Source organism: Janthinobacterium lividum (assembly GCF_011601275.1).
Taxonomy (GTDB): domain Bacteria; phylum Pseudomonadota; class Gammaproteobacteria; order Burkholderiales; family Burkholderiaceae_D; genus Janthinobacterium; species Janthinobacterium lividum_E.
In genome coordinates this window covers 1-13,580 of record NZ_JAAOLY010000007.1, presented here as the reverse complement: position 1 = coordinate 13,580, position 13,580 = coordinate 1, and the positions used below count along the sequence as shown (strand labels likewise).

Annotated in this window: 12 protein-coding genes and 2 tRNA genes; 10 read left to right on the top strand and 4 right to left on the bottom strand. The window is 62.8% G+C overall.

Annotated elements, in window-relative coordinates; translation table 11 throughout:
• The first annotated feature begins 114 nt into the window (after positions 1 to 114).
• The 5 genes from ftsH to GYK42_RS12285 all read left to right on the top strand — a co-directional run bounded on the left by ftsH (position 115) and on the right by GYK42_RS12285 (position 4,659).
• Entirely contained in the window at positions 115 to 1,995 is a 1,881-nt protein-coding gene (ftsH, locus tag GYK42_RS12305) for an ATP-dependent zinc metalloprotease FtsH (RefSeq protein WP_035817778.1), read from the top strand.
• A 115-nt stretch (positions 1,996 to 2,110) separates the two neighbouring features.
• Entirely contained in the window at positions 2,111 to 2,944 is an 834-nt protein-coding gene (gene folP, locus GYK42_RS12300) for a dihydropteroate synthase (RefSeq protein WP_166447736.1), read from the top strand.
• Positions 2,945 to 2,983: 39 nt separating this feature from the next.
• Entirely contained in the window at positions 2,984 to 4,321 is a 1,338-nt protein-coding gene (gene glmM, locus GYK42_RS12295) for a phosphoglucosamine mutase (RefSeq protein ID WP_046683725.1), read from the top strand.
• Between the two features lie 92 nt (positions 4,322 to 4,413).
• A tRNA-Pro gene (locus GYK42_RS12290) sits at positions 4,414 to 4,490 on the top strand.
• Positions 4,491 to 4,584: 94 nt separating this feature from the next.
• Positions 4,585 to 4,659, top strand: a tRNA-Arg gene (locus tag GYK42_RS12285).
• An 81-nt stretch (positions 4,660 to 4,740) separates the two neighbouring features.
• On the opposite strand, the gene GYK42_RS12280 is transcribed toward GYK42_RS12285, so the two are convergent.
• The 3 genes from GYK42_RS12280 to GYK42_RS12270 all read right to left on the bottom strand — a co-directional run bounded on the left by GYK42_RS12280 (position 4,741) and on the right by GYK42_RS12270 (position 6,497).
• On the bottom strand, positions 4,741 to 4,920 hold the full coding sequence (locus GYK42_RS12280) for a hypothetical protein (protein WP_166447735.1): 180 nt from the start codon (positions 4,918 to 4,920) through the stop codon (positions 4,741 to 4,743).
• Between the two features lie 160 nt (positions 4,921 to 5,080).
• Positions 5,081 to 5,647 (bottom strand): FxDxF family PEP-CTERM protein, encoded by a 567-nt coding sequence (locus GYK42_RS29270; protein ID WP_240943570.1) that lies wholly within the window; start codon positions 5,645 to 5,647, stop codon positions 5,081 to 5,083.
• A gap of 298 nt (positions 5,648 to 5,945) precedes the next feature.
• On the bottom strand, positions 5,946 to 6,497 hold the full coding sequence (locus tag GYK42_RS12270) for a GbsR/MarR family transcriptional regulator (RefSeq protein ID WP_170909696.1): 552 nt from the start codon (positions 6,495 to 6,497) through the stop codon (positions 5,946 to 5,948).
• Positions 6,498 to 6,636: 139 nt separating this feature from the next.
• Here GYK42_RS12270 and cydD point away from each other — a divergent pair, with 139 nt between their 5' ends.
• The 5 genes from cydD to cydX all read left to right on the top strand — a co-directional run bounded on the left by cydD (position 6,637) and on the right by cydX (position 13,003).
• A complete protein-coding gene (gene cydD, locus GYK42_RS12265) occupies positions 6,637 to 8,325 on the top strand; it encodes a thiol reductant ABC exporter subunit CydD (RefSeq protein WP_166447734.1) in 1,689 nt (562 codons plus the stop codon).
• Positions 8,322 to 10,004 (top strand): amino acid ABC transporter ATP-binding/permease protein, encoded by a 1,683-nt coding sequence (locus tag GYK42_RS12260; RefSeq protein ID WP_166447733.1) that lies wholly within the window; start codon positions 8,322 to 8,324, stop codon positions 10,002 to 10,004. Before cydD ends, GYK42_RS12260 begins: the two co-directional genes overlap by 4 nt.
• A 114-nt stretch (positions 10,005 to 10,118) precedes the next feature.
• A complete protein-coding gene (locus GYK42_RS12255) occupies positions 10,119 to 11,696 on the top strand; it encodes a cytochrome ubiquinol oxidase subunit I (protein WP_166447732.1) in 1,578 nt (525 codons plus the stop codon).
• A 13-nt stretch (positions 11,697 to 11,709) separates the two neighbouring features.
• On the top strand, positions 11,710 to 12,864 hold the full coding sequence (gene cydB, locus GYK42_RS12250; RefSeq protein WP_166447731.1) for a cytochrome d ubiquinol oxidase subunit II: 1,155 nt from the start codon (positions 11,710 to 11,712) through the stop codon (positions 12,862 to 12,864).
• Between the two features lie 22 nt (positions 12,865 to 12,886).
• Positions 12,887 to 13,003 carry a cytochrome bd-I oxidase subunit CydX gene (gene cydX, locus GYK42_RS12245; RefSeq protein ID WP_034757467.1) on the top strand — a complete coding sequence of 39 codons (117 nt, stop codon included), beginning with the start codon at positions 12,887 to 12,889 and terminating at the stop codon, positions 13,001 to 13,003.
• A gap of 67 nt (positions 13,004 to 13,070) precedes the next feature.
• Here the strand turns inward: cydX and GYK42_RS12240 are convergent, their stop codons facing one another.
• Complete coding sequence (locus GYK42_RS12240) at positions 13,071 to 13,295, bottom strand: hypothetical protein (protein ID WP_166447730.1); 225 nt, start codon at positions 13,293 to 13,295, stop codon at positions 13,071 to 13,073.
• Positions 13,296 to 13,580: the final 285 nt, after the last annotated feature.

Below are 13,580 nucleotides of genomic sequence, written 5' to 3'. Positions count from 1 at the left end.
CGCGATTTTTTCGCGCGCACGGATCGGCGGGCTTTGGCACGGCCCGCTTATTGCGAGTAAAATCGTGTTTCTAGCTATAGGTAAAGAGATGCGCACTGCATCCAAGGAGTCTTCGTGAATAACATGTTTTCCAAATCTGCCATCTGGGTAGTCGTATTGCTGCTGTTGTTCATGCTGTTCAAGCAATTCGACAGTCATGGCGCCACAGGCGGCAGCAAGGCCATCGCTTATTCCGATTTGCTGGATGAAGTCAAAGCCAAGCGCGTCAAGGATGTCGTGATCGAGGGTTCGTCGATCACCGCCAAGCTGATGGACGACACCAAGGTGCGTACCACCGCCACCAGCCTCGACAAGGGCCTGATCGGCGACTTGCGCGACAATGGCGTGCATTTCGATGTGCGTCCACCCGAGGAAGCGTCTTTCCTGCAAACTATTTTTGTTTCCTGGTTCCCCATGCTGCTGTTGATCGGCGTCTGGGTATTCTTCATGCGTCAGATGCAAGGCGGCGGCAAGGGCGGGGCATTCTCGTTCGGCAAGTCGAAGGCGCGCATGATGGATGAAGCCAGCAACACCGTCACCTTCGCCGATGTCGCCGGTTGCGACGAAGCGAAAGAAGAAGTCAACGAAGTGGTCGACTTCCTCAAGGATCCGAGCAAATTCCAGAAACTGGGCGGCCGCATTCCCCGCGGCGTGCTGATGGTCGGTCCTCCGGGCACGGGTAAAACCTTGCTGGCGCGCGCCATCGCCGGCGAAGCCAAGGTGCCGTTCTTCTCGATTTCCGGTTCCGACTTCGTGGAAATGTTCGTCGGCGTGGGCGCCAGTCGTGTCCGCGACATGTTTGAAAACGCGAAAAAGCATTCGCCATGCATCATCTTCATCGATGAGATCGATGCTGTCGGCCGTCACCGCGGCGCCGGCATGGGCGGCGGCAATGACGAGCGCGAACAGACCTTGAACCAGTTGCTGGTCGAGATGGACGGTTTTGAAGCGAACTCCGGCGTGATCGTCGTGGCCGCCACCAACCGTGCCGACGTGCTCGATAAAGCCTTGCTGCGTCCGGGTCGTTTCGACCGCCAGGTTTCCGTCGGCTTGCCCGATATCCGCGGCCGTGAGCAGATCTTGAACGTGCACATGCGTAAAGTACCTATCGGTACCGACGTGAAAGCCGATATCCTGGCCCGCGGCACCCCTGGTTTCTCGGGCGCGGACCTGGCCAACCTGGTCAACGAGGCAGCCCTGTTCGCGGCCCGCCGCAGCAAGCGCCTGGTGGAAATGGCGGACTTCGAAGACGCGAAAGACAAGATCTATATGGGTCCTGAGCGTAAATCGATGATCATCCGCGAGGAAGAGCGTCGCAATACGGCTTACCATGAGTCCGGTCACGCCGTCGTCGCCAAGCTGCTGCCGAAGGCCGATCCCGTGCATAAAGTGACGATCATGCCACGCGGCTGGGCCTTGGGCCTGACGTGGCAGCTGCCGGAGCACGATAACTTGTCCGCCTACAAGGACAAGATGCTGGAAGAAATTTCCATCCTGTTCGGCGGCCGTATCGCCGAAGAGATTTTCGTGGGACAAATGTCCACCGGCGCGTCGAACGACTTCTCGCGCGCCACCAAGCTGGCCCGTTCCATGGTGACCCGCTTCGGCATGTCCGACAGCATGGGCGTGATGGTCTACGAAGACAGCGAAAACGAAGGTTTCTTCGGTGGCGCCACCAAGACGATCTCGGAAGCGACCCAGCAAAAGGTCGATGCTGAAATCCGCAACATTCTCGACAAGCAATATGCTTTGGCGCGTACTTTGCTGGAAGGCAACCGCGACAAGGTCGAAATGATGACCAAAGCCTTGCTGGAATGGGAAACCATCGATGCAGAGCAAATCAATGACATCATGGCCGGCCTGGAGCCGCGTCCGCCGAAAGTCATCCCGCCACGCCGCAATGCGGGCGACAGCGGCACGGGCGGCATCTCGCCGAACGTGACGGCACCAGCCTGATAGCGGCTGCCCTGACGGGCGGCGCGCAAGGGTATGGCAAGAACGAGGGTAAGGAGCAATCCTTGCCCTTTTTCGTTGCCGCAGCAGTTTTTTCCTGACGACTACAAAGATTCACATGCGACACTATTTGCAATTCGGCCGTTTCGGCTTCAACCTGCAGGGCACGCAGGCGCTGGTGATGGGCATCCTGAACATCACGCCCGACTCGTTTTCCGATGCGGGCCAGTATCAACACCTGGAATTTGCTATTTCGCGCGCCGAGCAGATGATTGTTGACGGCGTCGACATCATCGACATCGGCGGCGAATCGAGCCGCCCCGGCGCGCCGCCGCTGCCGCTGCAAGACGAGCTTGCGCGCGTCATGCCGGTGCTGTACGCCTTGCGCGACTGCGGCAAGCCTCTGTCCATCGACACGTACAAGCCTGAAGTGATGCGCGAAGCCATCCTGGCGGGCGCCGACATGATCAACGACATCAACGGTTTCCGCGCGCCGGGCGCTATCGACGCCGTGCAGGACAGCGATTGCGCGCTGTGCATCATGCACATGCAAAGCGTGCCGCAAACCATGCAGGACCAGCCGCAGTACGAAGACGTGGTGCGCGAAGTCATCGACTTCCTGCGCGAGCGCATCGACACCATGACGGCGGCCGGCATCGCCCGCGAACGCCTGTGCGTCGATCCCGGTTTTGGCTTTGGCAAGACGGTGGAACAGAACTACGCCTTGCTGCGCGCCACGCGCCAGCTGCGCAGCGAACTGGACCTGCCTGTGCTGGCCGGCTTGTCGCGCAAGTCGATGATAGGCGCCGTCACGGGGCGTCCCGTCGAGCAGCGCCTGGCCGGCAGTGTTGCCGGTGCGCTTGCTGCTGTAGCGCAAGGTGCGGAAATTATCCGTGTGCATGATGTCGCTGAAACCGTCGATGCACTGAAGGTCTGGCGCATGGCGCACTGACCCTGTAAGATTCATTATAAACAACAAAAAGAGAAAACTATGACGCGTAAATATTTTGGCACCGATGGCATCCGCGGCCTGGTGGGCACGGCACCGATCACCCCCGATTTCGTCATGCGCCTCGGTTATGCGGCCGGCAAGGTGCTGGCCAAGTCGCAAGGCGGCAAGGCACATCCGACTGTACTGATCGGCAAGGACACGCGCATTTCCGGCTACATGCTGGAAGCGGCGCTGGAAGCGGGCCTGTCGGCCGCTGGCGTGGACGTGATGCTGGCCGGCCCTATGCCGACGCCGGCGATCGCCTACCTGACGCGGGCGCTGCGCCTGTCGGCCGGCGTCGTCATTTCCGCCTCGCACAATCCGTATCACGACAATGGCATCAAGTTCTTTTCCGGCCAGGGCACCAAGCTGCCCGACAGCGTGGAACTGGAAATCGAAGCGGCGCTCGATGAGCCCATGTCTTGCGTGGCGTCGGACAAGCTGGGCCGGGCCAAGCGCCTGGACGATGCCCAAGGCCGCTACATCGAATTTTGCAAGAGCACCTTCCCGAACGAGCTGGACTTGCGCGGCCTGAAGATCGTCGTCGATTGCGCGCATGGCGCCGCCTACCATATCGCCCCGCACGTGTTCCATGAGCTGGGCGCGGAAGTCATTGCCATCGGCAACAAGCCTGACGGCTTCAATATCAATGCGGGTTTCGGCGCCACGGCAACCAAGGCCATGGCCGAGGCTGTCGTCGAGCACGGCGCGGACCTCGGTATCGCGCTCGATGGCGACGCCGACCGCCTGATCATGTGCGACGCCACGGGGCGCTTGTACAACGGCGATGAGTTGTTGTACGTGATGGTCAAGGATCGCCTGGCAACAGGCCCCGTGGCCGGTGCCGTCGGCACCCTGATGACCAACATGGCGCTGGAAGTGCTGTTCAAGCAGCAGGGTATCGGCTTTGCGCGCGCAAAGGTGGGCGACCGCTACGTGCTGGAAGTCATGAAGGAAAAGGGCTGGATACTGGGCGGCGAAGGTTCGGGCCATTTGCTGTGCCTGGACCGGCACACGACGGGCGACGGCATCGTCTCCGCGCTGCAGGTGTTGTCCGCGCTCAAGCGCAGCGGTCAGAGCCTGCAGCAATGCCTGGCCGAACTGGTGCTGTTCCCGCAAACCCTGATCAACCTGCGTGTGGCGCCCGGTTTCGACTGGCAAAAAAATGCCGCCATGGTGGCCGAGAAAGAACTGGTCGAGGCCGAGCTGGGCGATACGGGCCGCGTGCTGATCCGCGCTTCGGGTACGGAACCGCTGATCCGCGTGATGGTGGAAGCGAAAGATAAAGAGAAGGCCGAGAGCATGGCGCGCCGCATAGCCGATAAAGTCGGCGCTTAAGGGGCGGCGACAGGGCAGGGCAGATAGTTATTTCCATCTAATTCGTCTATGGCAATTGACGAAATTGTGTGGGGACGTTATTATCTTGTCTTCGGAGTGTGGCGCAGCCCGGTAGCGCACCTGGTTTGGGACCAGGGGGTCCAAGGTTCGAATCCTTGTACTCCGACCAAAGTCATAAGCGGGCTGTCAGAGATGACAGCCCGTTTTCTATTCCGCGCAGGCATTTCATTGCCGGCGCGCATGGATTAAAATGCTGCACCTTTCCGCCCATCGTTCAACGGATAGGACAACGGTCTTCTAAACCGTGAATGGGGGTTCGATTCCCTCTGGGCGGACCAGCTCATGCTGGTCATGCATGCGACAGCCTGTCGCATTGCCATCACTCTTCATTTCTCTCTATTGTTCGCCTGCAGGCCGTGTCACGGCTGCGCAAACAGCGCCACGCTCAGTAAATACAACAGCGGCGCTGCGCACAGCAGCGCAGACAATACCGAACCGATTTTCTTGCTGGCCAGCCGGGCCAGGCGCAGCCTTTCCCGTACGGGCAGGTGCTGGCGGATCACGCTGCGCGCGCGTGGTTGAAACGGTAGTTCATGCATGAGTACTCCCTCGTCGTTCAGCAGTGGATGCCGTCGAGCATAGCGAGGGGAGTCTAAAGATGGTGTAAAAAGCGGCTCTTGCGCCGCAAGCGCGGTGTAAACAGGCTGCTAGAGTTGAGGGCGGCAGCGGACGCTGGTGCGCCGCCGCCGCAGATGACGCTTACTTTCCCTGGCGGCGGCGTGCCAGGAAGCCCAGCAGGCCCAGACCGGCGAGCAGCATGGCGTAGGTTTCAGGTTCCGGCACGGCGGAAATGAAGGCCCGGTAATTGCTCAGGTCCTTGGGCAGGCCCGCCACCGTGAAGGTGGTGCCGGCAGCCACGGGAGCGGCCCAGTGGAATACCAGTTCGCCCTGGCCGAAGTGGATGGCCAGGAAGTCATAGGCGGCCGCGCTCGTATAGGAGTTGACGCCGCCGCTCAAGCCTGCCGTGGTGCCGGCAGTGCAGCCCGAGGTGGCGTTGTCGCAATACGAGACGGCGGCGCCCAGGCTGGTGCCGAACACGCCGTTGATATAACCCTGGATGTCCGGGGGGCTCTGTGGCACGAGATTATCGTCATAATATTTCACCTGCAGTGCCGGCGATGGCGAATAGGTGACGGTGCTGCCGGCAATGACGAAACCGCTGGCCGGCCCGACATCGACCCAGGTGGCGGCTTGCGCCGCACTTGCCAGTACGGCCATTGCGGCCAGCATGGATGCCTTGATGGCAATGCTCTTTACGCTTTTCATGAAAATCCCCTTGTGCTTGAGACAGTCGCTTCATCGTGTTGGGACGCGTCCCTGCATGCCGGGGAAGTCATCCCATTGCCCGTTTTTAGTTATTTCCTGCGCGTAGCAAGTACGCAAATGAAAGCTTACTCTTGATATAAATTAATACAATTTTAATAATTCTATTGGTTTGGTTGACAACATCGCATACGGCTATGCATGGCTGTGCTAGCGATAGCCAACATGACGTCAAGAAACGGCGTGACAAGGCGCGCCAGCTTGTGCAGGCGGCGTCTCGGCTTCGGGGGGAGGGGGGACTTCAGTCGCTGTTGTTGCTGACGCCAAACAGGCGATCCTTGGCATTGAGCAGTTTTTGTACCTTGGCGCCCATTTTCATCAGTTGCGCCATCGATTCGGGCGACAGGCGCTGCAAATCGTCGAACCAGGTGTTGGCCAGGTCGACCAGTTCATACATTTCGCGCATGCGCTCCTGCGCATATTGATCGACGGGTTCCGTGGCCGGTGCCAGCAGCGATTCGCGCAGCACCGTCAGGGTAGGCGCCACTTCACGGCGGCGACGTTCGGCGGCCACGACGCGGAAGATTTGCCATACGTCACCCAGCGAGGAGAAATACTCGCGCCGGTCGCCGGGGATGCGCGACTGGCGTATCAAGCCCCAGCCCTGCAATTCCTTCAAGCCGATGCTCACGTTCGAGCGCGAAAAACTCAGGTGCTCCGCGATTTCATCCGCGTGCAAAGGGTGCTCCGCGACAAATAACAAGGCGTAGACTTGTCCCACCGTTCGGTTAAAGCCCCAGCGGCTGCCCATCTCGCCGAAATGGCTGACGAAGGTCAGGATCAGCGGCGTCATTTGGATATGTTGAGTTTTCATAATTATCTGAATTTTTTCACGCCATACTGATGGGGTCAATTGATATATGTCATGTTTCGCAGTATTATACAAAATATCGAATTTACAGAAAATTCTGAAAACTCAAGAAGTATAGAAGATGCCGACCACACCCTTGTCCTTGCCCCGCTTTATTCTTCCCCGCGCCGCCAGCCTGGCGCAAGGGGGCGCCGCCTTGTTGTGGCTGCCGCAAGCGGCCTTGCTGGCCTGGGCCGTGCAAGCCATGCTCGACGGCGCCGGCTGGCGCGCCGTCCTGTTGCCGGCCGCTGGCGTGTTGTTGCTGGGCGTGCTGCGCGCCGGTTGCGAAGCATGGGGCGCGCGGCGCATGTATGCGGCGGCGCGCGCGCACCTGTCCACCTTGCGCGCGCAGGTGGCGCAAGCGCTGGCGCGCCGTTCGCCGCTGGACCGCCAGCGCGCCCAGTCGGGCCAGGCGGCCAGCGTCATCGCCGAGCAGGCCGAAGCCATCGTGCCGTACCTGGTGCGCTACAAGCCCGCGCGCTGGAAAGTCATGCTCGTGCCGCTCGTGATCCTCGCCGTGGTGGCGCCGCTGTCGTGGATCGCGGCCTTGATCCTGCTCATCGCCGCGCCCCTGATTCCCGTCTTCATGGCCCTCGTCGGCATGGGCGCGCAGGCGGCCAGCCGCGCGCAGATGGTGGAAATGGGCGGCATGAATGCCTTTCTGCTGGACCGCCTGCGCGGCCTGGCTACCTTGCGCGCGCTCGACGCCGTCGACGCCACGGCCGAACGGCTCGATGCCTCCTCGCAATCCGTGCGTCGGCGCACGATGGTGGTGTTGCGCATCGCCTTTTTGTCGTCCGCCGTGCTGGAACTGTTTTCCGCGCTGGGTGTAGCCATGGTGGCCGCCTTCATCGGTTTTTCCTTACTGGGCAGCATCAATTTCGGTACCTGGGGCAGGGAGCTGAGCCTGGGGCAGGGCATGTTCATCCTGCTGCTGGCGCCTGCGTTCTTCGAGCCCCTGCGCGAACTGGCCGCCGTCTGGCACGACAAGGCTGCCGGCGAAGCGGGCCTGGCCGGTTTGCACGACCTGGCGGCCTATGGCGTGCCGCTACCTGGCTTTGGCGTGGAAGTGGCGGCCGTCTCCGCCGCCGCCATGGCTGTGGCTGCGGCGCCCGCCGTGGAACTCCAGCAATTGCGCTTTGCTCATCCTTGCGAAGCGCCTGTGTTCGACGGCTTCGACCTGAAGGTGAGCGCGGGCGAGCACGTGGCCCTGCTCGGTGCCAGCGGCGCCGGCAAGACCACCTTGCTTTCCCTGCTGGCCGGCTTGCTGCCCGCCAGCGGCGGAGACATCCGCATCGGCGGCGTGCGCTTGAACGAACGCACCGTCAATACCTTGCGCCAGCGCATGGCCTGGATGGGCCAGCGTCCGCACGTGTTTGCCGCGTCCGTCAGCCAGAACGTGACCCTGGGCCGCGTGGGTGCGAACACCGCGCAAGTGACGCAGGCGCTGCACCTGGCCGACCTGGCCAAGGTGGCGCAGGCCCAGCCGGCCGTCATGCTCAGCGATGGCGGCCAAGGCTTGTCCGGCGGCGAAGCCGTGCGCCTGGCTCTGGCCCGCGTGGCCCTGCATCCGCATGCGGATTTGCTGCTGGTCGATGAACCGACGGCCCACCTGGACAGCGAAACGGCGGCGCGCGTGACGGACGCCCTGCTGGCATTGGCGAAAGGCAAGACGATGATCGTCGCCACGCACGACCCCGTGCTGGCCGGCCGCCTGCAGCGCACCGTGCAGGTCGCTGCACCGACGCAGGCAGAGGAGTTGCGCGCATGAGAACTTCACTCATATCGAACCCCGTCCTGCGCCAATTGCTGCTGGCCCAGCCCGGCAAGCTGATCGGCGGCGCCATGCTGGCGGCCCTGACAGCGGTGGCCGGCATGGCCTTGCTGGGCTTGTCCGGCTGGTTTATCACGGCCACGTCGATTGCCGGCTTGCATGCTTCGACGGCCATCGTGTTCGACGTGTTCGGTCCGTCGGCCGGCATCCGCCTGCTGGCCATCGGCCGCACGGGTTCGCGCTATGCGGAGCGGCTCGTCACGCACGACGCCACGTTCGCCGCGCTGGCCAGCATCCGCGTGCGGCTGTTCCGCGGCTGGTCGCGCCCGGGAGCGGCCAGCCGCTTGTTGCGCCAGCCCGCCAAGCTGCTGTTCCGCCTGACGTCCGATATCGACGCGCTTGAATCGCTGTACTTGCGCCTGCTCGTGCCTGCCTTCACGGCCCTGTGCGCGGCCTTGCTGGCCAGCGTGGCGCTGGGCGTGATGCAGTGGCAGCTGGGCCTGGGCCTGGCCGCATGGCTGCTGGCCGCCGGTGGCGGCATCGGCTGGATCGTGGCGCGCCGCGCCCGCCGTCCCGCCATCGTGCGCTCGCGCGCCATCGAAAAACTGCGTTCCGGCACCATCGATCTGGTGGCAGGCCAGACAGATCTCGTGATGGCGGGCCGCATCGACGCCCAATGTGCGGCGCTGGGGCAGATCGACCGCTCGCTGGCGCAAGCCGATTTTGCTTTGCTGCGTCTGGAAACGGCGGCCGGCGCCGCGTATGGCGTGGCCGGCAGTGCGACCCTGGCTGGCGTGTTGCTGGCCGTGGCCGCGCTGGTGCAACAGCAAACGATGAGTTTGCCGCTGGCGGCCCTGGCCTTGCTGATCGCCCTGACGGCCGTGGAACCGTTTGCGGGACTGCGCCGCGGCGCGCTGGAAGCGGGGCGCATGCTGCTGGCCGTACGGCGTCTGGCGCCGCGCCTGGATTGCGAAGATGTATGCGCGCCGCCTTTTGATGCCGCACCAGGCTTGCGCCTGGAGCACGTCAGCGCCGCGCACGCGGGCAGCCATGCCGCCATCTTGCATGATATTTCTCTGCACATCGCGGCCGGCGAGCGCGTCGCGTTGATCGGCCCCAGCGGCGCGGGCAAGTCCACGCTGCTGGCCATCGCCGCGCGCGAACTGGCGCCACTGTCGGGCACGGTGAGCGCGTCGCGCGCCTGCCTGTTTACGCAGAAGACGGAATTGTTCCAGGACAGCTTGCGCGACAACCTGCGCCTGGCCGCCCCGTCCGCCAGCGATGCGCAACTGTGGGCGGCGCTGCAGTCGGCCGGCCTGGACGAGGAAGTGCGTGCGTTTGCGAGCGGCCTGGACACCATGCTGGGCGAGGGCGGCCTGGGCTTGTCGGGCGGCCAGGCGCGGCGCCTGGCGCTGGCGCGGCTGTTCCTGCATGAATCGACCTTGTGGCTGCTGGACGAAGCGACGGAAGCGCTGAATGCGCAGACGGCGACCGACGTCCTGCAGCGCCTGCGCGCGCGCAGCGAAGGGCGCAGCTTGCTGATCGCAACCCACTTGCGGCGCGAAGCGGCGCTGGCGGACCGGCTGCTCAGCCTGCGCGATGGTCGCATCGTGGGTGACGCGCGCCGTGGCACACCAGCCTTCGAGACTGCCCTGGCGGGCTTGCGCGGAGACTAAAACGGAACGGAGACACAGGCGGTCCGTACGCCAGCGTGAGGGCGGCGGAACCAATCGAATCGCATCAGATAGATACCAAGTTTACACACAGTAGGGAAACACCAAGGAAATCATATGGACTTCGATATTGTCGTTTTATCCAGACTGCAGTTCGCGCTGACAGCTCTATACCACTTTATATTCGTTCCCCTGACGATCGGCCTGTCAGTGATCCTCGCCATCATGGAGACGGTTTACGTGATGACGAACCGCCCCATCTGGCGCGACATGACCAAGTTCTGGGGTGTCTTGTTCGGCATCAACTTCGCCATGGGCGTGGCGACGGGCATCGTCATGGAATTCCAGTTCGGCATGAACTGGAGCTATTACAGCCATTATGTGGGCGACATTTTCGGCGCGCCGCTGGCCATCGAGGGCTTGATGGCCTTCTTCCTGGAAGCGACCTTCGTCGGCCTGTTCTTCTTCGGCTGGGACAAGCTGTCGAAGCGGGGCCACCTGGTCACGACCTGGCTGGTGGCCATCGGTTCGAACTTCTCGGCCCTGTGGATTTTGATCGCCAACGGCTGGATGCAAAATCCCGTCGGCGCGGCCTTCAATCCGCAAACGATGCGCATGGAAGTGACGGATTTCGGCGCCGTGCTGACGAACCCCGTGGCGCAGGCGAAATTCGTGCACACGGTGTCGGCCGGCTATACGGCCGCGGCCGTGTTCGTGCTGGGTATTTCCGCCTGGTATCTGCTGAAGGGCCGCCACGTGCAACTGGCCAAGCGTTCGATGACGGTGGCCGCCTCGTTCGGCCTGGCCGCCTCGCTGTCGGTGGTGGTGCTCGGTGACGAAAGCGGCTACCTGTCGTCCGAACATCAAAAGATGAAGCTGGCCGCCATCGAAGCCATGTGGACGACGGAGCCGGCCCCGGCCGCCTTCACGGCCTTCGGCTTCCCCGACGCGAAAGCGCGCGAGACGCACTACGCCGTGCACATCCCGATGGTGATGGGCTTGATCGGCACGCGTTCGCTGTCGACGGAAATCCCCGGCATCGAGCAACTGGTCGACCGTGGCGAACTGCTGATCAAGGATGGCATCAAGGCGTATGACGCGCTGCAAACCATCCGCAGCGTGGCGCCGGGCAGTCCCGTGCCGCAAGACGCGAAGGACATGTTCGAATCGAAAGGCCAGTCCATGGGCTATGCCTTGCTGCTGAAGCGCTATGTCGACGACCCGCGCCAGGCCACGCCCGAGCAGATCCGCAAGGCAGCGCTCGATACCGTGCCGCCCGTGGGGCCATTGTTCTGGTCCTTCCGCGTGATGGTGGGCCTGGGCATGTTCTTTATCTTGCTGACTGGCACCTTCTTCATCTTGTCGACGCGCCGTACGCTGGACAAGCACCGCTGGCTGCTGAAACTGGCCGTGTTCGCCATCCCGCTGCCGTGGGTGGCCATTGAAGCGGGCTGGATCGTGGCCGAAGTAGGTCGCCAGCCGTGGGTGATCGAAGGCGTGCTGCCAACTGCCGTGGCCGTCTCGAACCTGGGCGCTTCGACCCTCTTGATTACCATCGCCGGCTTTGCCGCCATCTACACCGTGCTGTTGATTATCGAAATGAAGCTCATGCTCAAGGCCATCCGCAAGGGGCCGGAAGAGAAGGCGCCGGCCCCCGTGCCAGCGGCCGCAGCCATTCATACTCAACGCGCCTGAGGAGGAGCAGACCATGATTTTGCATGAAATGATTTCGTATGAAACCCTGCGCCTGATCTGGTGGCTGCTGATCGGCATCTTGCTGGTGGGCTTTGCCATCACGGACGGCTTCGACCTGGGCACGGGCATCCTGCTGCCGTTCGCCGGCAAGACTGACCTCGAGCGCCGCGTCATCATCAACAGCATCGGTCCCGTGTGGGAAGGCAACCAGGTGTGGCTGATCCTCGGCGGCGGCGCCATCTTTGCCGCCTGGCCGCAGCTGTACGCCGTCTCGTTCTCGGGCTTTTATCTGGCCATGTTCGTCATCCTCGTGGCGCTGATCGTGCGTCCCGTGGCGTTCAAGTTCCGCAGCAAGCGCGAAGATCCCCGCTGGCGCGCCCGCTGGGATGCTGCCCTGTTCGTGGGCGGCTTCGTGCCTGCCCTGATCTGCGGCGTGGCGATCGGCAACGTGCTGCAAGGCGTGCCGTTCCGTTTTTCGGCGGACATGCACATCTTCTATGACGGCAGCTTCTTTGCGCTGCTCAACCCGTTCGCGCTGCTGTGCGGCCTCGTCTCGGTGGCCATGCTGGTGATGCACGGCGCCACCTGGCTGCAAGTGAAGACGGATGGCCTTGTCGCTGAACGTTCGCGCCGCTACGGCAGCGTGGCGGCGCTCGCCACCGTCGTGCTGTATGCACTGGCCGGCGTGTCCCTGTGGCTGTGGGTCGATGGCTACCGCGTCACCAGCGCCGTCATCGTCGACGGTCCGTCGAACCCGATGCTGAAAATGGCGCAAGTGCACGTAGGGGCCTGGTTCCTCAACTTTGCCGCCCATCCGTGGACCTGGATCGCCCCTGCGCTGGGCTTGCTGGGCCCCTTGCTGGCGTTCGCCTTGCTGCGCGCGCGCCGCGAAGTGCCCGCCTTGCTGGCCAGCGCGGCCAGCATCGCCGGCATCATCCTCAGCGTGGGCGCGGCCATGTTCCCGTTCATCCTGCCATCGTCGATCGATCCGCGCGCCAGCCTGACGGTGTGGGATTCCTCGTCCAGCCACATGACCCTGTTCATCATGCTGGTCGTCACGGCCATCTTTATTCCCCTCATCGTGGCCTACACGACGTGGGTATATAAAGTGTTGTGGGGTAAGGTTGACGGCAAAGCCATCGAAGACGACAGCGGTCACGCCTACTAAGAATTTACGAAAGGAATTAACTATGTGGTATTTCGCCTGGATACTGGGTCTTCCGCTGGCGGCGACCTTCGCCGTGCTCAATGCGATGTGGTATGAAATCGCCGATGGCGACACGACGCCCGAGCAGTACCGCGACTAGTTCAACTGGCCGCAGTACGGACTGAACAGCCCCGCCCGGCGCAATGCCCGGCGGGGCTTTTTGCTTACTAAAGCAAAATAAATTCGCCGCGGATGCGCAGTTTCATGCCGCGCGGGGCGTCGGCACCCGCCGCCACGGCCCAGGCGGTAATCCAGCGTGCACAGCGTTCGCGCGCCGCCGCATCGGCCAGCGCCTCGTTCAGCCGCCGCAGGCGCGCATCGGCACGGTCGATGCGCTGGGCCAGATACAGGCGCTGGTCCATGAGATCCGTCTTTTTGCTGTAATGCCGCATGGCTTTCCCTTTCCGCGTGGTAACAAACCAGGTGATGGCATAGCCATCTACGCACGGGAGCGCCATTTGGATGCGGTGCAGGCATAAAAAAACCGCCATGGCGGGGGCTGGCGACGGTGGTGTCGCCGACTTACGACCTACCGGCAGGTGGCTTGCTTGGCGGTTTGGGTGTTGCAATGGCGATCGGGTCGCTGGCCGGAAAGCTTTCCTTCAGCGCTTCATCGAGGATTTCCTCGGCGTGGCTTTCGCTGGCTGGGGTGGGTGAATCGCGCTCCGGTGGCGGGG